The following is a 25,461-nucleotide window of genomic DNA, read 5'->3' as shown; positions in this document are numbered from 1 at the left end:
GTCCCTGCTCAGTTGTTCTTTCCGACCAGTGCGTATGTCTGCTGTGCGATCTCCATTTCCTCGTCCGTCGGTACCACCGCGACCGCGACCCGCGCGCCCTCGGGCGAGATCAGCCGCGGCCCGCCGCCGCGTACGGCGTTGCGCCCCTCGTCCACCGCCAGACCCATTCCTTCCAGGCCCGCCACGGCCGCCGCCCGCACCGGAGCGGCGTTCTCGCCGACCCCGGCGGTGAAGGCCACGGCGTCCACCCGACCGAGCACGGCGTAGTAGGCACCGATGTACTTCTTCAGACGGTGAATGTAGATGTCGAACGCCAGCTCCGCCTCCCGGTCGCCCTCGTCGATCCGCCGCCGGATCTCCCTCATGTCGTTGTCGCCGCACAGTCCGACCAGACCGCTCTTCTTGTTCAGAAGAGTGTCGATCTCGTCGGCGGACATTCCGCCAACGCGCATCAAATGGAAGATGACGGCAGGATCCAGGTCTCCCGACCGCGTACCCATCACCAGCCCCTCCAAGGGGGTCAGCCCCATGGAGGTGTCCACACAGCGGCCGCCCCGCACGGCCGAGGCGGACGCCCCGTTGCCCAGGTGCAGCACGATGACGTTCACCTCCTCCGGCGCCCGGCCCAGCAGCCGCGCGGTCGCCCGGGAGACGTACGCGTGCGAGGTGCCATGGAAGCCGTAGCGGCGGATGCGGTGCGCGTCGGCGGTCCTCACGTCGATCGCGTAGCGGGCGGCCGACTCCGGCATCGTGGTGTGGAAGGCGGTGTCGAAGACGGCGACCTGCGGCAGATCGGGACGCAGCGCCATGGCCGTGCGGATGCCGGTCAGATTGGCCGGATTGTGCAGTGGCGCCACCGGGATCAGCCGCTCGATCTCCGCCAGCACCTGCTCGTCGATCACCGTCGGATCGGTGAAGCGCTTCCCGCCGTGCACCACGCGGTGGCCGATCGCGGCCAACTCGGGGGAGTCCAGGCCCAGCCCGTCGGCCGCCAGCTCCTCGGCCATCGCCTTCAGCGCGGCATCGTGGTCGGCGACCTGCCCGGTCCGCTCGCGGGTCTCCCCGCCCGACGCGAGCGGGGTGTGCCGCACCAGCGAGGTCCGCTCGCCGATCCGCTCGACCAGACCGGTGGCCAGCCGCTTGCTGCCGTGCATCTCCAGCAGCTGGTACTTCACCGACGAGGAACCGGAGTTGAGGACGAGGACACGGGACGGGCTCACTGATCGGCTGCCTTCTCGCTCGGGGAACCCGGGCCGCTCGGGGCCGGGGACTGGGCCTGGATCGCCGTGATGGCGACGGTGTTGACGATGTCCTGCACCAGGGCGCCCCGGGACAGGTCGTTGACCGGCTTGCGCAGGCCCTGGAGGACCGGGCCGACGGCGATCGCGCCGGCCGAGCGCTGCACGGCCTTGTAGGTGTTGTTGCCGGTGTTCAGGTCGGGGAAGACCAGCACGGTCGCCTGCCCCGCCACCTTCGAGCCCGGCAGCTTGGTCGCCGCGACCGACGGCTCGACGGCCGCGTCGTACTGGATCGGCCCCTCGATCCGCAGATCGGGCCGGCGGGAGCGCACCAGCTCGGTGGCGGTGCGCACCTTGTCGACGTCGGCGCCGGTGCCGGACGTGCCCGTCGAGTACGACAGCATCGCGATCCGCGGCTTCACGCCGAACCGCGCGGCCGTGGCGGCCGACTGCACGGCGATGTCGGCGAGCTGCTCGGCGTCCGGGTCCGGGTTGACCGCGCAGTCGCCGTAGACGAGCACCTTGTCGGCCAGGCACATGAAGAAGACGGAGGAGACGATCCGCGCGTCCTCGCGGGTCTTGATGATCTCGAAGGCCGGCCGGATCGTCGCGGCCGTGGAGTGCACCGAGCCGGACACCATGCCGTCGGCGAGGCCCTCCTGCACCATCAGCGTGCCGAAGTAGTTCACGTCGGAGACGACGTCGTAGGCCAGCTCCACGGTCACGCCCCGGTGGGCGCGCAGGGCCGCGTACTGCTCGGCGAAGGACTCCCGCAGCTCGGAGACGGCGGGGTCGATCAGCTGGGTGTCGCCCAGGTCGACGCCGAGGTCGGCGGCCTTCTTGCGGATCTGGTCCACGTCACCGAGCAGGGTCAGTTCGCACACGCCCCGGCGCAGCAGCACCTCCGCCGCGTGCAGCACCCGCTCCTCGGTGCCCTCGGGGAGCACCACCCGGCGCAGGTCGGAGCGGGCCTGCTCGAGCAGCTTGTGCTCGAACATCATCGGGGTGACCCGGTCGCTGCTCGGCGCGGAGACGCGCCGGGTGAGCTCGGCGGTGTCGGCGTAGCGCTCGAAGAGGCCGAGCGCCCGCTCCGCCTTGCGCGGGGTGGCCGCGTTCAGCTTGCCCTCCATGGAGAAGAGCTGCTCGGCGGTGGGGAAGCTGGTGCGCGGCACCGACAGCACGGGGGTGCCGGGGGCGAGGCGGTCCGCGAGGGTGAGGATGTGCTCGGCCGGAACCTCGCCCAGGGTCAGCAGCACCCCGGCGATCGGCGGGGTGCCGGCGCTGTGCGCGGCCAGCGCGCCCACGACCAGGTCCGCACGGTCCCCCGGAGTGATCACCAGGCATCCCGGGGTCAGCGCGGCGAGGAAGTTCGGCAGCATCGCACCGCCGAAGACGAAGTCCAGGGCGTCGCGGGCGAGCCCGGAGTCGTCGCCGAGCACCACCTTCGCACCGAGGGTGTTCGCGATCTGCCAGACGGTCGGGGCGGAGAGCGCCGGCTCGTCGGGGAACACGTAGCAGGGCACGGGCAGCCGGCTGGCGAGCCGCTCGGCGATCTCGTCCCGGTCCTCGCGGGCGACCCGGTTGACCGCCATGGCGAGCACGTCGCAGCCCAGGGTGGCGTAGGCGCGGTAGGCGTTGCGGGCCTCGGCACGCACCGACTCGGCGGTCTGCTTGCGGCCGCCCACGACCCCGATCACCGAGGCGCCGAACTCGTTGGCGAGGCGGGCGTTCAGGGACAGCTCGTCGGGGAACTGGGTGTCGGCGTAGTCGGTGCCGAGGACGAGGACGACGTCGTAGTCGCGGGCCACCCGGTGGAACCGGTCGACGAGGGTGGACACCAGTTCGTCCGTCCCCTGTTCGGCCTGGAGCGCGGACGCCTCGTTGTAGTCGAGGCCGTAGACGGTGGCCGGGTCCTGGGTGAGCCGGTAGCGGGCCCGCAGCAGTTCGAAGAGACGGTCGGGGCCGTCGTGCACCAGGGGGCGGAACACCCCGACCCGGTCGACCTGCCGGGTCAGCAGCTCCATGACCCCCAGTTCGACGATCTGCCGGCCGTCGCCGCGGTCGATGCCGGTCACGTACACGCTGCGGGTCACGCGCGCTCTCCGTTTCGTCGGGGGCAGCAGGAGTCGTCCTCGTCGGGGGGCCGTGCGAGTGGCCGGCGGGCCGCAGGTGTCATCCTGGGGCCACAAAAATCGCCCACCGAGGTGAGCAGATCCCTCTTGACAATACCTCTGGCGCTGGCTAGGACGCCCGTCCGTCCGTCGTCGGCACCGCTCCGGGGGACATGAAACAATCGGGACTGGCTCACCGGTATCGACAGGGACCAGGAGACACAGCACGATGCGTATCGGAGTTCTCACCGCAGGCGGCGACTGCCCCGGCCTGAACGCAGTGATCCGGTCGGTCGTGCACCGAGCGGTCGACAACTACGGCGACGAGGTCATCGGCTTCGAGGACGGCTACTCGGGCCTGCTGGACGGCCGCTACCGCACCCTCGACCTCAACGCGGTCAGCGGCATCCTGGCCCGCGGCGGCACCATCCTCGGCTCCGCCCGGCTGGAGCGCGACCGGCTGCGCGAGGCCTGCGAGAACGCCTCCGACATGATCCACGACTTCGGCATCGACGCGCTGATCCCGATCGGCGGCGAGGGCACGCTCACCGCGGCCCACATGCTGTCCGAGGCGGGCCTGCCGGTGGTCGGCGTCCCGAAGACGATCGACAACGACATCTCCTCCACCGACCGCACCTTCGGCTTCGACACCGCTGTCGGCGTCGCCACCGAGGCGATGGACCGCCTGAAGACGACCGCCGAGTCCCACCAGCGGGTGATGGTCGTCGAGGTCATGGGCCGGCACGCCGGCTGGATCGCCCTGGAGTCCGGCATGGCCGCCGGCGCCCACGGCATCTGTCTGCCGGAACGTCCCTTCGACCCGGCCCAGCTGGTCAAGATGGTCGAGGAACGCTTCGCCCGCGGCAAGAAGTTCGCGGTGATCTGCGTCGCCGAGGGCGCGCACCCGGCCGACGGCACCATGGACTACGGCAAGGGCGAGATCGACAAGTTCGGCCACGAGCGCTTCCAGGGCATCGGCACGGCCCTGGCATACGAACTGGAGCGCCGCCTCGGCAAGGAGGCGAAGCCGGTCATCCTCGGCCACGTCCAGCGCGGCGGCGTACCGACGGCGTACGACCGCGTCCTCGCGACCCGCTTCGGCTGGCACGCCGTGGAGGCGGCGCACCAGGGCGAGTTCGGCAGGATGACGTCCCTGCGGGGCACCGACATCGTGATGGTCTCGCTCGCGGAGGCGGTCACCGAACTGAAGACGGTCCCGAAGGACCGGATGGACGAGGCGGAGTCGGTCTTCTAGGAAGGCTCACCGGACGGGTCCCGCTTCCGGGAGGGGCGCTCCGCTCACCGGGTCGCGTCCCCGACCGCCGTCCAGAAGTGGTCGACGATGCGGTCGAGGAACTCGCGGCCGCTGTCGCCCGCGTCGCCGTGGCCGCCGCCCCAGCTGAGGGTGGCGGCCATGTGGCCCTGGTAGTCCTGGTGGAGGCGGTGGAGGGCCTCCTCCAGCGGGCGGCGTTCCAGTGGGGCGATCTTCGACACCGGACGCACGTACGCCTGCCAGCGCGTCGTCGCCGCGCTGCGCAGCAGCTCCGCGAGCCGGTCCTCCCGGCCGGTGACGGTGATGACGTCGGCCAGGGACAGGCCGAGCATCCGGGCCAGCGCGGCCGACTGCCGCTCGGTGCCGCGCCAGTGGCCCGTCTCCTCCATCCGCAGATACGCGTGCAGTTCGTGGCCGACGGTGCGGGCGACGTCCTCGGGGGCCAGACCGCGCGCGACCCGGTGCTCGCGCAAGGAGCGCGGCCGCCCTATGAGTTCCCCGGGCGAGCACCACAGCGCACCGGCCAGGGCGGCGAGTTCGGGATGGGAGGGGGTGGCGGTCCCGCGTTCCCAGGCGGCGACGAGCGCGGGGGTGACGTACGGCAGTCCGTACGAGCCGCGCAGGGCGTGGGCGACGTGCTCGGGGCCCATGCCCAGGGCGGTCCGCAGCCGGCGGGCGGCGGGGGCGTTGAACGGCGGGGGCGGATGGCGGTCGGTACGCGCGGAGGGATGGTGCACGGCCCTCAAGCTAGGCCCGCGCGCAAGGGGTGACTACGGTCTGTTCGGCCAGGATCACTGATTGTAGGAAGGTACGGCTACCGGGGAGTCGGTTCGCCGGGAGAGGAGCGGTGGCTTGGCGCGGGGAACACGCCGCCGATGGTGAACGGCAAGCTCAGTGGGCATATGCGTAGGCCGTCGTCGATGCCGCCCGCGCCGCCGCCGGGGTGCGGGCGCACGGTGCTCGAATCCCCGTGCGACGCGATACCCCGCTCAGTTCCCCGCGCGACGGCCGTCCGCGCGGCGCAAATCCACCGCCGCAGGGCCGTCCGGAACGGCCGGACGGGTACCGGTGCCGTCCTCCTCGCCGTCCGGCGCCGGCAGCGCGGGCAGCGGTACGGCGCAGACACCCGTGTCGGGATCGCAGAAGGCGTCGGTGGGGACGTCGAGGATCGTGAAGGGCTGGGGGTCGGTGCTCATACGGTCTGCTCCTCGTCCTGTCGGGCCGCACGGATGGCGTCGCGGTAGGCGTCGGCGGTCGCGACGCCGGGGATGGCGAGCCGGCTGTCGAACACGGTGAACGGGACCCCGGTGACGCCCGCGTCGAGAGCGGTGCGCCGGTCGGCGCGCACGGCGTCGGCGTAGGCGTCCGTGCGCGCCGTCGCCTCGGCCTCCTCGGCCGGAACACCGAGCCGGGTGGCCGTCTCCACCAGGTACGCGGTGTCGTAGATGTCGACCGCCTCGGTGAACAGGTCGCGTTGCAGGCGGACGAAGAAGGCGTCGCCCTGTCCGTGCGCCCGGGCCAGGTGCAGGAAGCGGTGCGCGTGGAAGCCGTTGGAGCTCGGGCGGTGCAGCCGGTACTCCTGGCCCTGGTCGCCCGCGAGGCGGGCCATGCCCCGCTCGTGCCGCTCGGCCGCGGCCCGGTCACCGCCGTACTTGTGCAGCACGTACCCGAAGGAGTCGACGCGTGTGGCGTCGACGTCGGGCAGCAGCTCGAAGGAGTGCCGTACGACGGTGATCCTCGCGGTGCCGCCCTCGGCCGCCACGGCCTCCTCCAGCCGTGGCTCGGCCAAGTAGCAGGCGGGGCAGCAGAAATCCATCCACACGTCGACGCGCAGGGTGGCGCCGGAGGCGGGGGGTGCGGGTGCGGACATGGGGGTGTCCTTTCCGTTGGAGGGGGGTGAGGGCGGGCGCGTCAGGGCGCGAGCACGATCCGGCCGAAGACCTCGCCGGCGTCCATCCGCTGGTGCGCCACGACCGCCTTGTCGAGAGGGAGGACGTCGTGCCGCACCGTGGTGAGTCCGCCCCGTGTCGCGGCCGCGAACTGGTCCTCGCGCACGGCCCGCAGATCCGCCGCGGGAACCGTGGCGGCGCTGAAGGTGGCGAACGACAGCGACCTCTGGAACTGGGCCATCAGCGTCATCCCGAAGTCCGCGGGCGGTGGGCCGCCCACCGCGCCGACGGCCACCAGGCGCCCGTTCGGGCGGAGCCGGTCGAACAGTCCCGGCAGTCCGGCGCCGCCCACGACGTCGAGGACGACGTCGAAGCCCTCCGGAGCATCGGGCCCGCCGTCCCCGGAGCGGTCCAGCACATGCGTCGCGCCCAGCCGGCGCAGCCGCTCGCCCCGTTCGGCCGACGACGTGGTCACGGCCACGGCGGAGGCGCCCCCGCGGGCCGCCAACTGCACGGCGACGACACCGATGCTGCCCGCCGCCCCGCGCACCAGCACCGCCTCGCCGGGGGTGAAACGGGTGTGTTCCAGGGCGAAGTGGGCCACCGCCCCGGAGCTTCCGAGGGTGACCGCGTCGGCCGGCTCCAGCCCTTCCGGCAGGGGCAGCACCTGGTCGAGCGGCACGCACGCCTGCTCCACGTAACCTCCGCCGACACCGGTGAAGGCCCACACCCGCCGGCCGGTCCACGACGCGTCCACATCCCTGCCGACGGCCGTGACTGTCCCCGCAACCTCGCTGCCCGGGACGAACCCCGGCTCGAAGCCGTAGGCGGCCAGGTCACCCCTGCGGATCACCACGTCCGCACCGGCGACCCCCACCGCCTCGACGTCGATCAGTACCTCCCCCTCGGCCGGGGAGGGAGCGGGCAGGTCGACGACGGCCAGTCCTTCCGAGGCGCCGTACGCGCGAATCTTCACGGCCTTCACGGTGTTCTCCTCCAGGTGAGTTCCGTTCCGGACGCTAACGGACGCCCCCGTCCGTTTCTCCTAAAGTGAGAGCATGACCGCGAAAGTGCCTCACACTCTGCGCTCCGACGCCCGCGACAACCGTGACCGGCTCCTCGACGCCGCCAGGGCGCTGTTCTCGGTCGACGGCCTCACCGTCCCGATGCGGGACGTCGCCCGCCGCGCCGGCGTCGGACCGGCCACGCTGTACCGGCACTTCCCGACCAAGGAGGCCCTGGTCACGGCCGCCTTCGAGGACCAGTTGCGAGCATGCCGGGACATCATCGACGAGGCCCGCGCGGATCCCGACCCCTGGCGCGGGCTGTGCCAGGTCATCGAGCGCATCTGCGTCCTGCACGCACAGGACCGGGGCTTCACCGAGGCATTCCTGTCGGCCTACCCCCGGGCCTTCACGGCGACCGTCGGCCACGGCCACATGCTCGAGGCGATCACCGACCTGGCCGGCCGCGCGAAGCGCACGGGCCGGCTGCGCTCCGACTTCGTACCGGACGACCTCGTCCTCATGCTCCTGGCCAACAAGGGCCTGCAGACGGCCTCACCCACCGCCCGCCCCGCCGCATCCCGCCGCTTCGCGGCCTACATCATCCAGGCCCTCGCCCACGGCCCCCACAACACCCCCCTGCCCCCACCGGCCCGCCTGGCCACACCGGAGCCCGGCACGGGGTGAGGACGGCGGGGCGGAGGCGTCAGTCCGGTTGTCCGGCGGCGAGGGCACGGGCGCGGGCTCTGGCGGCTTCGGCGGAGGCGTTGGCACGGGTGAAGGCAGCGGCGGCCTCGAGGTGTGCGGCGCGAGCTCGGTCGTGCCGACGGGGTGCGCCTCGATCGCCATGTGCACGCGACCCGCCTGCTGCGGGGCGCCGCCGACATTGCCCCACTCCGTGGGGTACGCGAGGGCGGCATGAACGTCCCCTTACTACCTCAACCCCCTTTCTCCGCTCCCCGAACCCACCAGTACATCAGCTCCGGGCGGCCCACCGTGCCGTACTGGGGGCGGCGGGCCGCGCGGCCCGCGTCGACCAGGTGTTCCAGGTAGCGGCGGGCAGTGATGCGGGAGATGCCGACCGCTTCCGCCACGCCGGCGGCCGTGAGGCCCTCGCCGGCGTCGCGGAGGGCCACCGTCACCCGTTCCAGGGTCGGGGCGCTCAGGCCCTTCGGCAGGGCGGCCGGGCCGGGCGCGCGCAGGGCGGCCAGGGCTCGGTCGACCTCGTCCTGGCCGCTGGCCTCGCCCACCGCCGCGTGGAATTCCGCGTACCGCACCAGACGGTCCCGCAGGGTCGCGAACGTGAACGGCTTCAGGACGTACTGGACGACGCCCAGGGACACCCCCTCGCGGACGACCGCCAGGTCCCGCGCCGAGGTCACCGCGATCACGTCGGCGTGGTGGCCGGCCGCACGGAGCGAGCGGGCCAGCTGGAGGCCGTGCACGTCCGGCAGGTGCAGGTCGAGGAGGAGCAGGTCGACGGGCGTGCGCTCCAGGGCGCGGCGGGCCTCCGCGCCGGTGTACGCCTTGCCGACCGCGACGAACCCCGGTACCCGGCCGACGTACATCACGTGGGCGTCCGCGGCGACCGGGTCGTCCTCGACGACGAGCACTCTGATGGGCCGCTCGGTCATGTGCGGGCTCCTGGGTCCTGTGCGGCCGCGCCGGGAGCCACGCCACGGGCGGCGTCGGCCCGCGTGCTTCCCGAATCCGTCCCGGCCCGCGTGCTTCCCGGCCCTTCGGCTTCTTCCGCCCGCGTGCCCGGGGCCGGGGTCCTCAGCGGCAGCCGGGCCTCGAACACCGCGCCGCCCTCGTCGCCGGAGGTCACCGACAGGGTTCCACCGTGCCGGGCCACCGCCTGCTGGACGAGGGCGAGGCCCAGGCCCCGGCCGCCCGGGCCGGACGGCTTGGTGGTGAAGCCCCGCCGGAAGACCGCCTCCGCGTGGTCGGGATCCACACCCGGGCCGGTGTCGGAGACCCGGAGGACCAGTTCCGCGCCGTCCTGTCCGGTCGACGCGGTGACCGTCACGCGGGGCCGGACTCCGCCCTGCGCCGCGTCCACCGCGTTGTCGATCAGGTTGCCGAGGATGGTCACCAGGTCACGGGCGGGCAGCGAGTCCGGCAGGAGGCCGTCGTCCAGGCGGCTGTCCGCCGACACCACCAGCTCCACGCCCCGCTCGTTGGCCTGCGCGGTCTTGCCGAGGAGTAGCGCCGCCAGCACCGGCTCGCTCACCGCCGCGACCACCTGGTCGGTGAGCGCCTGCGCCAGTTCCAGCTCGGCCGTGGCGAAGTCCACCGCCTCCTCGGCCCGGCCCAGCTCGATCAGCGAGACCACGGTGTGCAGCCGGTTCGCCGCCTCGTGCGCCTGCGAACGCAGCGCCTGCGTGAAGCCCCGCTCCGAGTCCAGCTCACCCATGAGCGACTGCAGCTCGGTCACGTCCCGCAGCGTCACCACCGAGCCGCGCCGCTGGCCGCCGCTGACCGGCGAGGTGTTCACCACCAGCACCCGGTCCGCGGCCAGATGCACCTCGTCCACCCGGGGCTCCGAGGCGAGCAGCGCGCCCGTCAGCGGCGCCGGCAGGCCCAGCTCCGCCACCGACCTGCCCACCACGTCCTCCTCCTGGTCCACACCCAGCAGCTCCCGGCCGCCGTCGTTGATCAGCGCCACCCGGTACTGGCCGTCCAGCATCAGCAGCCCCTCGCGCACGGCGTGCAGCGCGGCCTGATGGTAGTCGTGCATATGACTGAGCTCGGTGGCGTTCATGCCGTGCGTGTGCCGGCGCAGCCGCGCGTTGATGACGTACGTGCCGACCGCGCCCAGCGCGAGCGCGCCCGCCGCGACCACGAGCAGCGCGGTCAGCTGGCCCTGGGCGCGCTGGCTGATCTCCTCGACCCTTATGCCCGCGCTGACCAGGCCGACGATACGGCCGTCGTCCCGGATCGGGGTGACCGCCCGGACCGACGGCCCGAGGGTACCGGTGTAGGTCTCGGTGAAGGTACGGCCGCGCAGCGCCGGGGCGGTGTGGCCCTGGAAGAGCAGACCGATCTGGTCGGGGTTGGGGTGGGTCCAGCGGATCCCCCGCGGATTCATGATGGTGACGAAGTCCACGTCGGTGTCGCGCACCACCGCCAGCGCGTACGGCTGGAGCCGCGCCGACGGATCCGGCGTACGGATCGCCTCCCGCACGGACGGCGAGTCGGCGACCGAACGGGCCACCGCGGTCGCCTGCCGGCCCGCCGCCTCCTCGGCCTGGCTGCGGTCGCTGACGTACGTGAACAGCGCGTACCCCGCCACGACGACCGTGATGAGCACGGCCTGCATGGCGAACAGCTGACCCGCGAGGCTGCGGGGCCGGGGGAGGGGGATGCGCATGCCGTCAGTCTGCCTGCCGCTTCCACGGTGAACTAAATGAACGGAAGGGTGACCGCGCTCACAAGGCAGGACATAGTCACGGCATTCCCCCTGGGCCCGACGACGGGCCCTGACCCCATCTCCCCGGACGTGAGCCGCACGCCGGTGATGCCGACGACGCCGTCAAGGAGGGCCGCCGTGTCCAGCACAGCCGCTACGGCACCTGCCGCACCCAGAGCCAAGCGCGACCGCACGCACTATCTCTACATCGCGGTGATCATCGCGGTCGCCCTCGGCATCGCCGTCGGCCTGATCGCCCCCGACTTCGCGACCGAGCTGAAGCCGCTGGGCACCGGGTTCGTCAACCTGATCAAGATGATGATCTCGCCGATCATCTTCTGCACCATCGTGCTGGGCATCGGCTCCGTACGGAAGGCCGCCAAGGTCGGCGCCGTCGGCGGCATCGCCCTGGGCTACTTCCTGGTGATGTCGGTCGTCGCCCTCGCCATCGGCCTGATCGTCGGCAACATCCTGGACCCGGGTACGGGCCTGGCGGTGACCGACGCCGTCAAGGAGACCGGCCAGGCGCAGGTCGACGCGGAGGCCAAGAGCACCGTCGACTTCCTGATGGGCATCATCCCGACGACGATCGTCTCCGCCTTCACCGCGGGCGAGGTCCTGCAGACCCTGCTGATCGCCCTGCTCTGCGGCTTCGCCCTGCAGGCCATGGGCTCCGCCGGACAGCCCGTGCTGCGCGGCATCGAGCACATCCAGCGGCTGGTCTTCCGCGTCCTGGCGATGATCATGTGGGCGGCCCCGATCGGTGCCTTCGGCGCCATCGCGGCGGTCACCGGCTCGGCCGGCGTCGACGCCCTCAAGAGCCTGGCCGTGCTGATGCTCGGCTTCTACACCACCTGCGTGCTCTTCATCTTCGTGGTCCTGGGTACGCTGCTGCGGGTCATCGCGGGAGTGAACGTCTTCTCGCTCTTCAAGTACCTGGGCCGCGAGTTCCTGCTGATCCTGTCCACCTCCTCCTCGGAGTCGGCGCTGCCGCGCCTCATCGCGAAGATGGAGCACCTGGGCGTCAGCAAGCCGGTGGTCGGCATCACCGTCCCGACCGGCTACTCGTTCAACCTCGACGGCACCATGATCTACATGACCATGGCCTCGCTGTTCATCGCGGACGCCATGGGCACCCCGATGTCCATCGGCGAGCAGATCCCGCTGCTGCTCTTCCTGCTCGTTGCCTCGAAGGGCGCAGCCGGTGTCTCCGGCGCCGGTCTCGCCACGCTGGCCGGCGGTCTGCAGTCGCACAAGCCCGCCCTGGTGGACGGCATCGGCCTGATCGTCGGCATCGACCGCTTCATGAGCGAGGCGCGCGCCCTGACCAACTTCGCGGGCAACGCCATCGCCACCGTCCTGATCGGCACCTGGACCAAGGAGATCGACCGGGACCGGGTGGACGAGGTCCTCGCCGGCCGGGCCCCCTTCGACGAGCGGACGCTCCTGGACGACCACGGCGGCGCCGGCGACGCGGACGGCTCCGGCGCCGAGCAGGCCGAGCCGGGCGGCGAGAAGGAGCTGGCGAAGGCCTGACGGCCGGCCCGCTCCCCGCGGACCCCGGGCGGCAGGGCGCTCCCCCGTAGCCCTGCCGCCCGGCCCCGGAGGCCCGGCACCCACCCTGCCGGGCCTCCTCCCCCCACGGCCGGACGGCCGGGCCACCTCCCCCACGAGCCCGGCCGCTCGGCCCTTTCCCGTCCCTCCCGGCTCCCTCCGCTCCTCCCGCCCTTTCCTTGACGCCGACGTCAAGGCTTACGTTCGTCCGTATGCGAATCGGCGAGCTGGCCGCACGGGCCGGGACCACCACGCGGACGCTGCGGTACTACGAGTCGCGCGGGCTGTTGCCGGCCCGGCGGGCCACGAACGGCTACCGGACCTACGACGAGAGCGACCTGAAGCTGCTGCGGCAGATCCGTACGCTTCAGGACTCCGGGTTCGACCTGGAGGAGACCCGCCCCTTCGTGGAGTGTCTGCGCGCCGGGCACCCCGAGGGCGACACGTGCCCCGCCTCGCTCCAGGTCTACCGGCGCAAGCTGGACGAGCTCGACGCGCTCATCGGTGAGCTGCGGACGGTGCGGGCGAAGGTCGGGGAGCAGCTGGCGCGGGCCGAGCGGGCCCGGGAGGCGCTGGCCGCCGACGCGGCGGTTCCGGGAGGTCCGGAGCCGGTGTGCGAACTGGGAGGGGAGCTGCGGTGAGCGGTGTGCCCGAGGTGACGGACGAGGACTTCGCACGGGAGGTGCTCGGGGCGGAACTGCCCGTGCTGGTGGAGTTCACGGCCGACTGGTGTCCGCCGTGCCGGCAGATGGCCCCGGTGCTGGGCGCGCTGGCCGCCGAGGAGGAGGGCCGGCTGAAGGTGGTCCAGCTGAATGTGGACGCCAATCCCGGGACGCCCAACGCGTACAAGGTGCTGTCGATGCCCACCTTCATGGTCTTTCGCGGCGGGGAACCGCTGCGGTCGATGGTGGGGGCCAGGCCCGGACGGCGGCTGCGCCAGGAGCTGGAAGAAGTGCTCTGACCTGCGGATCGGCCCGACGCGAGGCGCGGGTCCGGACACGAATAAACCCCCGGGCAATTGCGTCCGGGGGTTTTCCCTGCGTATATTCATTGGTTCGCGACTTCGCATGAACGAAGGCGCGGTGAAGTCCAGTGAGCACAGTATATGCGGGCGGGAGCGGAATTGTCAAACACCGAATTTCCGGACGATGAATTGCGGCAGGAACAGGAATTCATCGACGGACTGTACGCACGCGTGGACGTCCTGCGCGGTGACGCCGAGACCGGTGTCGCGGACGCGCTGGCCCAGGGCCACACCCCCCGGCAGGCCAGGCTGGAGCGCGACATCCTGGTCGCCGAGCGCTCCGGGCTGCTCGCCGCGCTGAACGCCGTGGACGGCTCCCTCTGCTTCGGCCGGATCGACCTCACGTCGGGCCGGACGCACCACATCGGCCGCATCGGGCTGCGCGCCGACGACACCGAGCGGACGCCGATCCTCATCGACTGGCGCGCCCGGGTCGCCCGCCCCTTCTACCTGGCCACCGGGCACACCACGATGGGGCTCAGGCGCCGCCGGCACATCGCCACCGAGGGACGCAGGGTCACCGCCCTGCACGACGAGATCCTCGACCTCGGCGACGAGACCCGCACCGGACACGAGGACCCCACGGGCGACGCCGTCCTGCTCGCCGCCCTCAACTCCGCGCGCACCGGCCGCATGGGCGACATCGTGCGCACCATCCAGGCCGACCAGGACCGCATCATCCGCGCCCCGCACCGCGGGGTGCTGGTCGTCGAGGGCGGCCCCGGCACCGGCAAGACCGCCGTGGCCCTGCACCGCGCCGCATACCTGCTCTACGAGCACCGCGAACTGCTGGCCCGCCGCGCCGTCCTGATCGTCGGCCCCAACCCGGCGTTCCTCGGCTACATCGGGGAGGTGCTCCCGAGCCTCGGCGAGACCGGCGTGCTCCTCGCGACCGTGGGTGAGCTGTACCCCGGGGTGCGGACCACCCGTACGGACACCCCCGAGGCCGCCGCCGTCAAGGGCGCGGCGCGGATGGCCGACGTCCTCGCCGACGTCGTACGCGACCGGCAGGCGCTGCCCGACCCGGTGATCGCGATCGAGCACGACCGCGAGATCCTCATGCTGGACGACGGCCTGGTCAACGTCGCCCGGGAACGCACCCGCGCCACCGGGCTGGCGCACAACGTGGCCCGGGAACACTTCGAGGGCCACATCCTCAACGCGCTCACCGACATGGTCGCCGAGCGCATCGGCACCGACCCCTACGACGGCAGCAACCTGCTCGACCCCAGCGACATCACCCAGATCCGCGACGAACTCGCCGAGAACCCCGAGGTCTGGTCCGCCATCGACCGGCTCTGGCCGCGGATCACCCCGGAGCAGCTGGTCGCCGACTTCCTCGCCGCCCCCGAGGGCTACCTGCCCGACGAGGACGCCGCCGCGATCCGCCGGCCCGTCACCCGGCACTGGACCGTCTCCGACGTGCCGCTGCTCGACGAGGCCGCCGAACTCCTCGGCGAGGACGACCGGCTCGCCCGCGAGCGCGCCGAACGCGAACGGCAGCGGCAGATCGCCTACGCCCAGGGCGTCCTGGACGTGTCGTACGCGTCGCGGACCTACGAGTTCGAGGACAAGGAGGAGGACGACCCCGAGGCCTCCGAGGTGCTCTCCGCGCACGACATCATCGACGCCGAGCGCTTCGCCGAACGGCAGGAGGAGGACGACCACCGCAGCGCCGCCGAACGTGCCGCCGCCGACCGCACCTGGGCGTTCGGGCACATCATCGTCGACGAGGCGCAGGAGCTGTCCCCGATGGCGTGGCGGCTGCTGATGCGGCGCAGCCCCACCCGCTCGATGACCCTCGTCGGCGACCCGGCCCAGACCTCGGAGGCCGGTGGCGTCGGCTCCTGGGCGGACATCCTCGAACCGTATGTCGAGGACCGCTGGGAGCACACCCGGCTCGGCGTCAACTACCGCACCCCGGCGGAGATCATGGACGTCGCCGCGGCGGTGGTGCGGGCGGAGCACCCGGGATTCGAACCGCCCGGCTCCGTGCGCAGCACCGGTGTACGGCCGTGGATCAGGGCGGTGGACGAGCTCCCGGGAGCCGTCGCCGAGGCGGTGCGCGAGCTCACTCCGGACGAGGGCCGGGTCGCGGTCATCGCCCCGCGGGAGCTGCACCGGGTGCTGGCCGCACGGCTGGACGGCGTCACCGCCGGGGCCGAACCCGACCTGACGCAGCGGACGGTCCTGCTGGATCCGCGTCAGGCCAAGGGGCTCGAGTTCGACTCCGTGCTGGTCGTCGAGCCGGGGCGCTACGGCACCAGCGACCTGTACGTGGCCCTGACCCGCGCCACCCAGCGGCTCGGCGTGGTCCACACCGAGCCGCTGCCCAAGGGCCTGGTGGACGTGGCCTGACGGTCCAAGCAGCCTGACGGTCTAAGCAGGGCGCAGCCACAGCGTCGCCAGGGGCGGCAGGGTCAGCCGGATGCTCGCCGGGTAGCCGTGCCACCCCTGCGGCTCCGGCTTGACCGGGTCGGGATGCGTGAGGTCACCGCCGCCGTAGCGGCCGGCGTCGGTGTTCACCGTCTCGTGCCAGGCGGGGATGTCGTCGGGCACCCCGATCCGGTAGTCCTGCCGCACCACCGGCGCGAAGTGGGACACCGCCAGCAGCGGGGAGCCGCTCGCGTCGTACCGCAGGAAGGCGAACACGTTGTCGTCCGCGGCGTCCCCGGTCACCCAGCGGAAACCGGACGGCTCGGTGTCGCCCTGCCACAGCGCCGGGGTGTGCCGGTAGACGGTGTTGAGGTCGCGCACCAGGTCGCGCACCCCGCGGTGGTCGGCCTCGGCACCGTAGTGCGGGTCGAGCAGCCACCAGTCGGGGCCGTGCGCCTCGGACCACTCGGCGCCCTGCGCGAACTCCTGCCCCATGAACAGCAGTTGCTTGCCGGGGTGGGCCCACATGAACGCCAGGTAGGCGCGCAGGTTCGCGCGCTGCTGCCACCAGTCGCCGGGCATCTTCGACACCAGGGACCGCTTGCCGTGCACCACCTCGTCGTGGGAGATCGGCAGCACGTAGTTCTCGCTGTAGGCGTACACCATGGAGAACGTCATCTCGCCGTGGTGGTGGCGGCGATGCACCGGGTCGTGGCTCATGTACTGCAGTGAGTCGTGCATCCACCCCATGTTCCACTTCAGCCCGAAGCCCAGCCCGCCGAAGCCGCTCGGGCCCTTGTGGTGGGTGGCCCGGGTGACGCCGTCCCAGGCCGTGGACTCCTCCGCGATCGTCACGACCCCGGGCACCCTGCGGTACACGGTGGCGTTCATCTCCTGGAGGAACGCCACCGCGTCCAGGTTCTCCCGGCCGCCGTGCTCGTTGGGCGTCCACTGGCCCGGCTCGCGCGAGTAGTCCAGGTAGAGCATGGAGGCGACGGCGTCCACCCGCAGGCCGTCGATGTGGAACTCCTCGCACCAGTACAGGGCGTTGGCCACCAGGAAGTTGCGCACCTCGCGCCGGCCGAAGTCGAACTCCAGGGTTCCCCAGTCCGGGTGCGCCGCCCGCAGCGGATCCTCGTGCTCGTACAGCGGCCGGCCGTCGAACTCCGCCAGCGCCCACTCGTCGCGCGGGAAGTGCGCGGGCACCCAGTCCATCAGCACCCCGATCCCGGCCCGGTGCAGGGCGTCGACCAGGAACCGGAAGTCGTCGGGGGTGCCGAGGCGGGCCGTGGGCGCGTAGAACCCGGTGACCTGGTAGCCCCAGGAGCCCCCGAAGGGGTGCTCGGCGACCGGCATCAGCTCGACGTGGGTGAAGCCGAGGTCCTTGACATAGGCGGGGAGCTGGTCGGCCAGCTGACGGTAGGTCAGGCCCGGCCGCCAGGAGGGCAGATGCACCTCGTACACGGAGAACGGTGCCTCGTGCGCGGGCACCTGTGCCCGCTGCTCCAGCCACTGGGCGTCGCCCCACTCGTACGCCGAGGAGGTGATGACCGACGACGTCGCCGGCGGCACCTCCGTGCGGCGGGCCAGCGGGTCGGCGCGCAGGGTCTTCGAGCCGTCGGGGCGGGTGATCTCGAACTTGTACAGCTCGCCCTCGCCGATGCCCGGCACGAACAGCTCCCACACACCCGTCGAGCCCAGCGACCGCATGGGGAAGCCGGTGCCGTCCCAGAAGTTGAAGGAGCCCGCCACCCGCACGCCGCGCGCGTTCGGCGCCCACACCGAGAAGCGGGTGCCGGTGACGTCCTGGTGCGTCATCGGGTGCGCGCCCAGCACCGTCCACAGCTCCTCGTGCCGGCCCTCGCCGATCAGATGCAGATCGAGCTCGCCGAGCGTCGGCAGGAAGCGGTAGGCGTCCTCGGTCTCCTGCGTCGTCCCCTCGTACGTCACCAGCAGCCGGTACGCCGGGACCTCCCGCAGCGGCAGCAGACCCGAGAAGAACCCGTCGCCGTCGTCGTGCAGTTCGACGGTCAGCCCTCCGGAGACCACGGTCACCGCCAGGGCGTACGGCCGGAACGCCCGGAAGACCACCCCGCCGGGCACCGGGTGCGCGCCGAGCACGGAGTGCGGGGCGTGATGGGTGCCGTCCAGCAGCCGCTCCCGGTCGGCGGCGTCCACGGCGGGGGAGACCGCGATCTCCACCTCGGGCGGCGCGGACCGCGCGACGGGGGCCTCCGCGGCGATGCCCGTACTGTCCGGCAGCGCCTGCTCCGAGGCCGTGCGGGCCGCGTCCTCGGTCGCCTTCGCAGTCGCCGCCTTCGCCGCCTCGGTCGCCTTGGTCGTCTTGGCCGCCTTCTTCGCCGTCTTCCGCGTCGTCTTCCCGGCCGCCTTCTTCACCGTCGACTTCTCGGCCGCCGCCTTCGTGGCCGTGGTCTTCGCCGCCGCGGCGCTCTTCTGCGCCGATGTCTTCTTCGCACTGTCCTTCTTCACGGCTGCCTTCTTCCGTGCGGGCGCCGGCGGCTCGCCGTGCCGCTGCTCGGACGGCTGCTCCGGATGCGAACCGCTGGACTCGGGGCGGGGGGTCACGGGCGAAGCCTCCTGGGCGAAGGTCGGAACGGGTCAGGTCAGGTCGGCCGCGGCGAGCCGGTGCACCGCGGCCATCGGTACGGGCAGCCAGTCGGGGCGGTGCCGGGCCTCGTAGACCGCCTCGTAGACCGCCTTGTCGGTCTCGTACGCGCGCAGCAGCACCGGCTCCGTGCGCGGATCCCGGCCCGCGGCCTGCGCGTACCCGGAGCAGTACGCCGCCCGGCAGTGCACGGCCCATTCCGGCTGCGGCGGGTCCACCGAGCGGGCCGCGTAGTCGAAGGAGCGCAGCATCCCGGCGACGTCGCGCACCGCCGGCTGCGGCATCCGCCGCTCGGCCAGCGGGCGGGCCGGCTCCCCCTCGAAGTCGATCAGCGACCACTCTCCCGCCGGGGAGCGCAGACACTGCCCGAGGTGCAGATCGCCGTGCACCCGCTGGGCGGTCCAGGTGCGGCCCTCGGCGGCCAGGTCGTCCAGCGCCGTGTACGCGGTGCGGAGCCCGTCCGCGTACGGCCGCAGCGACGGCACCGCGTGCACCGCCGCCTCGAGCCGCTCCCGCATGCCGTCGACCAGGGAGCGCAGCTGGGTGTGGCCGAGCGTGACCGTCGGCAGCGCGCGGGCCAGCGCGGTGTGCACCTCGGCGGTGGCCCGGCCCAGCGCCCGTGCCTCGGCGACGAAGTCCTCACCCTTGGCGAGCTCCCGCAGCGCCAGTTCCCAGCCGTCCGTGGCGCCCTGCACATACGGCTGGAGCACCCCGAGCACATACGGTTCGGCCGACGGCGGCGGGCCGGGCGCCTGGTCGGGGTCCGCGACCAGCCAGGCCGTCGGCGGCGGCACCCGGGGGCAGCCCTCGCGGGCCAGCGCCAGCGGCAGCTCCAGGTCGGGATTGACGCCGGGCACGATCCGGCGCAACAGCTTGAGAATGAACGTATCTCCGTAGACGACCGACGAGTTCGACTGCTCGGCGGTCACCAGGCGCGGCACCAGACCGGGGCGGATCTCCTGGTGCGGGTCCCGCTCGAAGCGAAGCCCGCCGATCCGGGCCCGGGTGCGCAGGGCCTCCAGGAGCAGTTCGGCGGGCCGGGTGTCGTGCAGGGCCTCGTAGACCGTCCGTCCGGCCAGCGGGCCCCGGGTGACATGACCGATCAGCGCGGGCGCCAGCCGGGGCGGCAGCGCCTCGCGCACGCCTATGAACAGCTGGTAGCAGTCGCCGGGCAGCTCATGGCCGCCGTGGCCGGGCAGGAGCGGCTGGTGGGCGCGGACCAACAGGTGGTACAGGCCCAGCTTGGCGTCGGCCGGCAGCAGTTCGGTGGCCGCGACCAGCTCGAACCCGGTGACCGGGCGGCCCTTTCCGGCGAACCAGCGCTGCCGCGGCAGCCACTCCCTCAGCAGCGGATCCAGTGACGCAAGGAGGCCGGGCGGTGTCGTGACGGTGCGTGTGACGGCTTCCGACATGGCGTCGCGTCCTTTCCCCTCTTTCGGCGCGCCACGAAGGACGCCGCCGGTGGGCGGGGTGTTACTGATGCGTGCCCAGGGCGGGCCGGTGAAAACCGTCCCGCCCCGGGTTCTACGCGGCGTCCTTGCGGAGCCGGAACCAGTAGAAGCCGTGCCCGCCGAGGGTCATCAGATACGGCAGCTCGCCGATGGCGGGGAACCGCACCCCGCCGAACAGCTCGACCGGGTGCCGCCCCTCGAACGCGCTGAGATCCAGCTCCGTGGGCTGCGCGAAGCGTGAGAAGTTGTTCACGCAGAGCACCAGGTCGTCCCCGTCCTCCCCGTTCGGAGGTGCCTCGCGCAGGAAGGCCAGCACCGCGGGGTTGGAGGAGGGCAGCTCGGTGTAGGAGCCGAGGCCGAAGGCGGGGTTCTGCTTGCGGATCTCGATCATCCGGCGGGTCCAGTGCAGCAGGGACGACGGGGAGGCCATGGAGGCCTCGACGTTGGTCACCTGGTAGCCGTAGACCGGGTCCATGATCGTGGGCAGGAAGAGCCGGCCCGGGTCGGAGGAGGAGAACCCGGCGTTGCGGTCCGGGGTCCACTGCATGGGCGTGCGCACCGCGTCGCGGTCGCCGAGCCAGATGTTGTCGCCCATCCCGATCTCGTCGCCGTAATAGATGATCGGCGACCCGGGCAGGGACAGCAGCAGCGCGTTGAACAACTCGATCTGGTTGCGGTCGTTGTCGAGGAGCGGGGCGAGGCGGCGGCGGATGCCGATGTTGGCGCGCATGCGGGGGTCCTTGGCGTACTCCGCCCACATGTAGTCGCGTTCCTCGTCGGTGACCATCTCCAGGGTCAGCTCGTCGTGGTTGCGCAGGAAGATGCCCCACTGGCAGCCCGAGGGGATGGCGGGGGTCTTGGCGAGGATCTCCGAGACCGGGTAGCGGGACTCGCGGCGCACGGCCATGAAGATGCGGGGCATGACGGGGAAGTGGAAGGCCATGTGGCACTCGTCGCCGCCGGCGGCGTAGTCCCCGAAGTAGTCGACGACGTCCTCCGGCCACTGGTTGGCCTCCGCCAGCACCACAGTGTCCGGGTAGTGCGTGTCGATCTCCTTGCGCACCCGCTTCAGGAACGCGTGGGTCTCCGGCAGGTTCTCGCAGTTCGTCCCCTCCCGCTGGTACAGATACGGCACCGCGTCGAGCCGGAACCCGTCGATCCCCAGGTCCAGCCAGAACTTCAGCGCGGAGATCATCTCCTCCTGCACCGCCGGGTTCTCGTAGTTCAGATCCGGCTGGTGCGAGAAGAAGCGGTGCCAGTAGTACTGCCCCCGCACCTGGTCGTACGTCCAGTTGGAGGCCTCGGTGTCGACGAAGATGATCCGGGCGTCCTGGAACTGCTTGTCGTCGTCGGCCCACACGTAGTAGTCGCCGTACGGTCCGTCGGGGTCCTTCCTGGACTCCTGGAACCACGGATGCTGGTCGCTGGTGTGGTTCATGACGAAGTCGATGATCACGCGCATGCCGCGCTGGTGGGCGGAGTCGACGAACTCGACGAAGTCGGCGAGGTCGCCGAACTCGGGCAGGACGGCGGTGTAGTCGGCGACGTCGTAGCCGCCGTCGCGCAGCGGCGACTTGAAGAAGGGCGGCAGCCACAGGCAGTCGACGCCCAGCCACTGGAGATAGTCGAGTTTGGCGGTCAGACCCTTCAGGTCGCCGATGCCGTCGCCGTTGCTGTCCTGGAAGGAGCGGACCAGGACCTCGTAGAAGACGGCGCGTTTGAACCAGTCGGGGTCCCGGTCCTTGGCGGGGGTGTCCTCGAAGGTGTCCGGGACGGGCTCGTTGACGCTCATGTGGTGGGTGACCCTCCGATCTGCGGGGTGGACGGTCGCAGAACCCTGCCGTGCGCGTCGGGGAGCCCTTCCCCGGACTCCTGGCCGACGACGAGCACATGCGCCCCGCCCGGGCCGAGACGCACATAGTTGGCCCTGCCCCATCGATAGACCTCGCCGGTGAGCTCGTCGCGCACCGGCACCGACTCGTGCCAGTCCAGGCCGAGTTGCGGCATGTCCAACGAGACCGTGGCCTCCTGGGTGTGGTGGGGATCGAGGTTGGCGACCACCAGAACGGTGTTCGAACCCTTCCGCTTCGAGTACGCGATGACCGCCTCCTGGTCCGCGTGGTGGAAGTGGAGGTCGCGCAGTTGCCGCAGGGCGGGGTGGTCCCGGCGGATGGTGTTGAGGCGGGTGATCAGGGGGGTGATGGTGCGGCCCTCGCGTTCGGCGGTGTCCCAGTCGCGGGGGCGGAGCTGGTACTTCTCGCTGTCGAGGTATTCCTCGCTGCCCTCGCGCAGGGGGGTGTTCTCGCACAGTTCGTAGCCGCTGTAGATGCCCCAGGAGGGGGAGAGGGTGGCGGCCAGGACGGCGCGGACCTCGAAGGCGGGGCGGCCGCCGTGCTGGAGGTAGGCGTGCAGGATGTCGGGGGTGTTGGCGAAGAAGTTGGGCCGCATGTAGGAGGCGGCGTCCCCCGACAGTTCGGTGAGGTACTCGGTCAGTTCCTGCTTGGTGGTGCGCCAGGTGAAGTAGGTGTAGGACTGCTGGAAGCCGATCTGGGCCAGGGTGTGCATCATCGCCGGTCGGGTGAAGGCCTCGGCCAGGAAGACGACGTCGGGGTCGGTGCGGTTGATCTCGCCGATCACGCGTTCCCAGAAGACCACGGGTTTGGTGTGGGGGTTGTCGACGCGGAAGATCCGCACGCCGGTGGCCATCCAGTGGCGCAGGATGCGGCAGGTCTCGGCGATCAGGCCGTCCATGTCGGCGTCGAAGGCGATGGGGTAGATGTCCTGGTACTTCTTGGGCGGGTTCTCGGCGTGGGCGATGGAGCCGTCGGGGCGGTGGTGGAACCACTCGGGGTGTTTGTGCACCCAGGGGTGGTCGGGGGAGCACTGCAGGGCGAAGTCGAGGGCGACTTCGAGGCCGAGTTCGCCGGCGCGGGTGACGAAGCGGGTGAAGTCCTCCAGGGTGCCCAGGCGGGGGTGGACGGTGTCGTGGCCGCCTTCGGGGGAGCCGATGGCCCAGGGGACGCCGACGTCGTCGGGGCCGGCGTTGAGGGTGTTGTTGGGGCCTTTGCGGTGGGTGGTGCCGATGGGGTGGATGGGCGGGAGGTAGACGACGTCGAAGCCCATCGCGGCGATGGCGGGCAGGCGGCGGGCGGCGGTGTCGAAGGTGCCGTGGGGCTGCTGGGGGGTGCCCTCGGAGCGGGGGAAGAACTCGTACCAGGCCCCGTACAGGGCCCGCTCGCGTTCCACCAGCAGCGGCAGCGGGTCGCTGCTGGTGACCAGCTCCCGCAGCGGGTGGCGGGCCAGCACCGCGTCCACCTCCGGCGTCAACGCCGCCGCCAGCCGGGACGCCGCCGGACGGCTCTCGTCCCGCAGCGCCTCCACCGCCGCGAGCAGCACGCTCCTCGGCTCCGCGTCCGGCACCGAGGCCGCCGCCCGCTCGTACAGCCGGGCGCCCTCCTCCAGCACCACCTCGGTGTCCATGCCCGCCGGGATCTTGATCCGCGCGTGGTGCCGCCAGGTGGTGACCGGATCGCCCCACGCCTCCACCGTGTACGTCCACAGCCCGGGCTCCCCGGCGGTGACGGTCGCCCCCCACCGGTCCGTGCCCGGCGCCAGCTCCCGCATCGGCGTGAACGGCCCCCGGCGCCCTTCGGGATCCCTCAGCACCACATCGGCGGCCACCGCGTCGTGCCCCTCCCGGAACACCGTCGCCGAGATCTCGAACGACTCACCGGGCACGGCCTTCGCCGGCCGGCGCCCCTCCCGGACCATCGGGCGGACGTCGAGCACGGGGATGCGCCCCACGGCGGTCGGGGGACCGGAGGCGGCCGGGGCCGGGTCCGGGGCGGGGGACGGGCGGGGGCCGGTCCCGGCAGGGCGGCCGGGAGAGGCCCCGGCCCCGCGTTTCACGGGCGCCGGGGTGCCGGGCGCCGGGGGTGGTGACGAGTGGTGCTTGGCGGGCATGACCGCTCCTGTCCGCGTCAACGAGGGTGGGCGGATGACTGTGGGGAGGTGGGTCCTGCGGGGTTTCTGTGGGGTGTACCCGCAGGAGCCTTCCCACACTGCTCGGGTGGGCAATCCGGCCCTTTGTTAACTACTCACGCGTATGTCGACACACAAGACCGGTCCTGTTCGCACGGGGGCAAGCCGGTCCCCGAAGCGCCTCGCGTGGGCTCGTTCCCACCCTCGCCGGCGCGGACCCGGCCACTCGGCGTCCGGCGTTCCCGCAGGGAGCGCCGTCAGGAGCGCGGCACCTGGAGCAGCCGGTTCGGCGACCCGAGCCCGCGCCCCGTCACCCTTCCGTCCGCCGCCCCCTTGACCAGTGCCTTCGACACCTGGGCGGGGGTCGCCCGCCGGTGCCCGGCGAGATACAGCGCCGCCGCGCCCGCCACGTGCGGGGCCGCCATGGACGTACCCGAGTGGGTGGCCCGCGCGGTGTCGCCCGCGGCGGAGGCCGAGGTGACCGACACCCCCGGGGCGAACAGATCGACCGCCGAGCCGAAATTGGAAAAGGCCGGTTTCTTGTCCTGACGGTCGGTGGCGCCGACCGTGAGGGCCTGTTTCACGCCCGCCGGGGAATACAGCGCCGCCGGCATGCCGTCGTTGCCCGCGGCGACCGTGTAGGTGACGCCGGAGGCGATGGACGTACGGACGGCGGCGTTCAGCTCCGGGCTGTGCGGGCCGCCCAGACTGAGATTGGCGACCGCGGGCTTCCTCGCGTTCCGGGTCACCCAGTCGACACCGGCGATCACCTGGGCGGTGGTGCCCGACCCGGCGTCGTCGAGCACCCGCACGGAGACGATCCGGGCCTTCCCGGCGACACCGTGCGCCGATCCCGCGACGATGCCCGCCACATGCGTGCCGTGTCCGTTGCCGTCCTGGGCGCCGGGGTCGTTCCGGACGAAGTCCCAGCCGTGCCGGGCCCGGCCGCCGAAGTCCCGGTGCGTGACGCGCACGCCGGTGTCGATCACGTACACCGTCACGCCGGCGCCCGCCGGCTCGGGTGCGGTGTAGCGGTGGTCCAGTGGCAGGTCGGGCCCGTCGATCCGGTCGAGGCCCCAGGGCGGCGGTCCCGGCCGGGTGCCCTCCAGCGCCACGCGGGTGTCCTGGACGACCGAGACGACCCGGGAGTCGGCCGCCAGCCGCCGCGCCTGCTCCGGACCGGCCCGTACGGCGTACCCGTTCAGCACCGTGCCGTAGGTGTGGCTGATTCTCGCCCCGTACGCCGCGGCGAGGGCCCGGCCCGCCGCCGAGCGGGCCGCCGTCCCCTCCTCGAGCGTCACCAGGTAGCTGCCGGTCACGGAGCCGGGCGCACCGGCTCCGCGTATGTGTCCCTGAGGTGCGGCGTGCGCGGGCAGGGTGGCGGCCGGGAACGCCGCGGCGCACAGCACCGCCGCGCCCACCCCCACCCGGCGCAGACGCCGGGTCCGCGTCCGTGCCATGGTCCGAGTCCCCCTCCTGGGCCTGGGCCCTGTGCAGGGCAGCGTCTCGTGCGGGGAGAAGC

General features: G+C 72.2%; 19 protein-coding genes. 6 read left to right on the top strand and 13 right to left on the bottom strand.

Features of this window, described 5'->3' with window-relative positions; translation table 11 throughout:
• Positions 1-8: 8 nt before the first annotated feature.
• Together AC5L3C_RS11045 and pta are read right to left on the bottom strand one after the other, a co-directional pair.
• A complete protein-coding gene (locus AC5L3C_RS11045) occupies positions 9-1,220 on the bottom strand; it encodes an acetate kinase (RefSeq protein ID WP_493648779.1) in 1,212 nt (403 codons plus the stop codon).
• Complete coding sequence (gene pta, locus AC5L3C_RS11040) at positions 1,217-3,331, bottom strand: phosphate acetyltransferase (protein ID WP_493648778.1); 2,115 nt, start codon at positions 3,329-3,331, stop codon at positions 1,217-1,219. The genes AC5L3C_RS11045 and pta overlap by 4 nt, the downstream gene beginning before the upstream one ends.
• Before the next feature lie 247 nt (positions 3,332-3,578).
• Between pta and AC5L3C_RS11035 the strand changes: the two genes are divergently transcribed.
• Positions 3,579-4,604, top strand: coding sequence for an ATP-dependent 6-phosphofructokinase (locus tag AC5L3C_RS11035; RefSeq protein ID WP_493648776.1), 1,026 nt, complete (start codon positions 3,579-3,581; stop codon positions 4,602-4,604).
• A gap of 44 nt (positions 4,605-4,648) precedes the next feature.
• Here AC5L3C_RS11035 and AC5L3C_RS11030 read toward each other — a convergent pair whose 3' ends face one another.
• From AC5L3C_RS11030 to AC5L3C_RS11015, 4 genes are all read right to left on the bottom strand, one after another.
• Positions 4,649-5,359 carry a helix-turn-helix domain-containing protein gene (locus tag AC5L3C_RS11030; protein ID WP_493648774.1) on the bottom strand — a complete coding sequence of 237 codons (711 nt, stop codon included), beginning with the start codon at positions 5,357-5,359 and terminating at the stop codon, positions 4,649-4,651.
• A gap of 252 nt (positions 5,360-5,611) precedes the next feature.
• Entirely contained in the window at positions 5,612-5,818 is a 207-nt protein-coding gene (locus tag AC5L3C_RS11025; RefSeq protein WP_493648772.1) for a hypothetical protein, read from the bottom strand.
• Positions 5,815-6,492: a DsbA family oxidoreductase gene (locus AC5L3C_RS11020; protein WP_493648770.1), complete on the bottom strand. Its 678-nt coding sequence runs from the start codon at positions 6,490-6,492 to the stop codon at positions 5,815-5,817. Before AC5L3C_RS11020 ends, AC5L3C_RS11025 begins: the two co-directional genes overlap by 4 nt.
• A gap of 41 nt (positions 6,493-6,533) precedes the next feature.
• The gene (locus AC5L3C_RS11015) at positions 6,534-7,496 is read right to left on the bottom strand and encodes a zinc-binding dehydrogenase (RefSeq protein ID WP_493648768.1); all 963 of its coding nucleotides are present in this window, start codon (positions 7,494-7,496) and stop codon (positions 6,534-6,536) included.
• A 73-nt stretch (positions 7,497-7,569) separates the two neighbouring features.
• On the opposite strand from AC5L3C_RS11015, the gene AC5L3C_RS11010 reads away from it, so the two are divergent.
• Entirely contained in the window at positions 7,570-8,202 is a 633-nt protein-coding gene (locus AC5L3C_RS11010) for a TetR/AcrR family transcriptional regulator (protein WP_493648766.1), read from the top strand.
• Between the two features lie 251 nt (positions 8,203-8,453).
• Here AC5L3C_RS11010 and AC5L3C_RS11005 read toward each other — a convergent pair whose 3' ends face one another.
• The gene (locus AC5L3C_RS11005) at positions 8,454-9,149 is read right to left on the bottom strand and encodes a response regulator (protein WP_493648764.1); all 696 of its coding nucleotides are present in this window, start codon (positions 9,147-9,149) and stop codon (positions 8,454-8,456) included.
• Positions 9,146-10,888: a sensor histidine kinase gene (locus AC5L3C_RS11000; RefSeq protein ID WP_493648762.1), complete on the bottom strand. Its 1,743-nt coding sequence runs from the start codon at positions 10,886-10,888 to the stop codon at positions 9,146-9,148. Before AC5L3C_RS11000 ends, AC5L3C_RS11005 begins: the two co-directional genes overlap by 4 nt.
• Positions 10,889-11,065: 177 nt before the next feature.
• On the opposite strand from AC5L3C_RS11000, the gene AC5L3C_RS10995 reads away from it, so the two are divergent.
• The 4 genes from AC5L3C_RS10995 to AC5L3C_RS10980 all read left to right on the top strand — a co-directional run bounded on the left by AC5L3C_RS10995 (position 11,066) and on the right by AC5L3C_RS10980 (position 15,863).
• Complete coding sequence (locus AC5L3C_RS10995) at positions 11,066-12,463, top strand: cation:dicarboxylate symporter family transporter (RefSeq protein WP_125504131.1); 1,398 nt, start codon at positions 11,066-11,068, stop codon at positions 12,461-12,463.
• Positions 12,464-12,693: 230 nt separating this feature from the next.
• Positions 12,694-13,122 (top strand): MerR family transcriptional regulator, encoded by a 429-nt coding sequence (locus AC5L3C_RS10990; protein ID WP_125504130.1) that lies wholly within the window; start codon positions 12,694-12,696, stop codon positions 13,120-13,122.
• Positions 13,119-13,442: a thioredoxin family protein gene (locus AC5L3C_RS10985; protein ID WP_276313883.1), complete on the top strand. Its 324-nt coding sequence runs from the start codon at positions 13,119-13,121 to the stop codon at positions 13,440-13,442. Before AC5L3C_RS10990 ends, AC5L3C_RS10985 begins: the two co-directional genes overlap by 4 nt.
• 144 nt (positions 13,443-13,586) lie before the next feature.
• The gene (locus AC5L3C_RS10980) at positions 13,587-15,863 is read left to right on the top strand and encodes a HelD family protein (RefSeq protein WP_493648759.1); all 2,277 of its coding nucleotides are present in this window, start codon (positions 13,587-13,589) and stop codon (positions 15,861-15,863) included.
• A gap of 21 nt (positions 15,864-15,884) precedes the next feature.
• Here the strand turns inward: AC5L3C_RS10980 and glgB are convergent, their stop codons facing one another.
• The 5 genes from glgB to AC5L3C_RS10955 form a co-directional block, all read right to left on the bottom strand.
• The gene (glgB, locus tag AC5L3C_RS10975) at positions 15,885-18,467 is read right to left on the bottom strand and encodes a 1,4-alpha-glucan branching enzyme (protein ID WP_493648757.1); all 2,583 of its coding nucleotides are present in this window, start codon (positions 18,465-18,467) and stop codon (positions 15,885-15,887) included.
• Between the two features lie 33 nt (positions 18,468-18,500).
• On the bottom strand, positions 18,501-19,919 hold the full coding sequence (locus AC5L3C_RS10970) for a maltokinase N-terminal cap-like domain-containing protein (protein WP_493648755.1): 1,419 nt from the start codon (positions 19,917-19,919) through the stop codon (positions 18,501-18,503).
• A 112-nt stretch (positions 19,920-20,031) separates the two neighbouring features.
• Positions 20,032-21,750: a maltose alpha-D-glucosyltransferase gene (gene treS, locus AC5L3C_RS10965; protein WP_493648753.1), complete on the bottom strand. Its 1,719-nt coding sequence runs from the start codon at positions 21,748-21,750 to the stop codon at positions 20,032-20,034.
• Entirely contained in the window at positions 21,747-23,921 is a 2,175-nt protein-coding gene (locus AC5L3C_RS10960) for an alpha-1,4-glucan--maltose-1-phosphate maltosyltransferase (protein WP_493648751.1), read from the bottom strand. Before AC5L3C_RS10960 ends, treS begins: the two co-directional genes overlap by 4 nt.
• Positions 23,922-24,196: 275 nt before the next feature.
• Positions 24,197-25,399, bottom strand: a complete 1,203-nt coding sequence (locus AC5L3C_RS10955) for a S8 family peptidase (protein WP_125504124.1) — start codon at positions 25,397-25,399, stop codon at positions 24,197-24,199.
• Between the last annotated feature and the right edge of the window lie 62 nt (positions 25,400-25,461).

The sequence above is a fragment of the Streptomyces speibonae genome (genome assembly GCF_984686075.1).
Note: the sequence above shows the minus strand (reverse complement) of the source record. Positions and strands in the feature narration are given on the sequence as shown.

Bases quoted from the DNA above. Each gene is read 5' to 3' on its own strand.
- AC5L3C_RS11035 (WP_493648776.1), top strand. From the start codon at position 3,579: ATGCGTATCGGAGTTCTCACCGCAGGCGGCGACTGCCCCGGCCTGAAC.
- AC5L3C_RS11025 (WP_493648772.1), bottom strand. From the start codon at position 5,818: ATGAGCACCGACCCCCAGCCCTTCACGATCCTCGACGTCCCCACCGAC.
- AC5L3C_RS11020 (WP_493648770.1), bottom strand. From the start codon at position 6,492: ATGTCCGCACCCGCACCCCCCGCCTCCGGCGCCACCCTGCGCGTCGAC.
- AC5L3C_RS11010 (WP_493648766.1), top strand. From the start codon at position 7,570: ATGACCGCGAAAGTGCCTCACACTCTGCGCTCCGACGCCCGCGACAAC.
- AC5L3C_RS11005 (WP_493648764.1), bottom strand. From the start codon at position 9,149: ATGACCGAGCGGCCCATCAGAGTGCTCGTCGTCGAGGACGACCCGGTC.
- AC5L3C_RS11000 (WP_493648762.1), bottom strand. From the start codon at position 10,888: ATGCGCATCCCCCTCCCCCGGCCCCGCAGCCTCGCGGGTCAGCTGTTC.
- AC5L3C_RS10990 (WP_125504130.1), top strand. From the start codon at position 12,694: ATGCGAATCGGCGAGCTGGCCGCACGGGCCGGGACCACCACGCGGACG.
- AC5L3C_RS10980 (WP_493648759.1), top strand. From the start codon at position 13,587: ATGCGGGCGGGAGCGGAATTGTCAAACACCGAATTTCCGGACGATGAA.
- AC5L3C_RS10970 (WP_493648755.1), bottom strand. From the start codon at position 19,919: ATGTCGGAAGCCGTCACACGCACCGTCACGACACCGCCCGGCCTCCTT.
- treS (WP_493648753.1), bottom strand. From the start codon at position 21,750: ATGAGCGTCAACGAGCCCGTCCCGGACACCTTCGAGGACACCCCCGCC.
- AC5L3C_RS10960 (WP_493648751.1), bottom strand. From the start codon at position 23,921: ATGCCCGCCAAGCACCACTCGTCACCACCCCCGGCGCCCGGCACCCCG.
- AC5L3C_RS10955 (WP_125504124.1), bottom strand. From the start codon at position 25,399: ATGGCACGGACGCGGACCCGGCGTCTGCGCCGGGTGGGGGTGGGCGCG.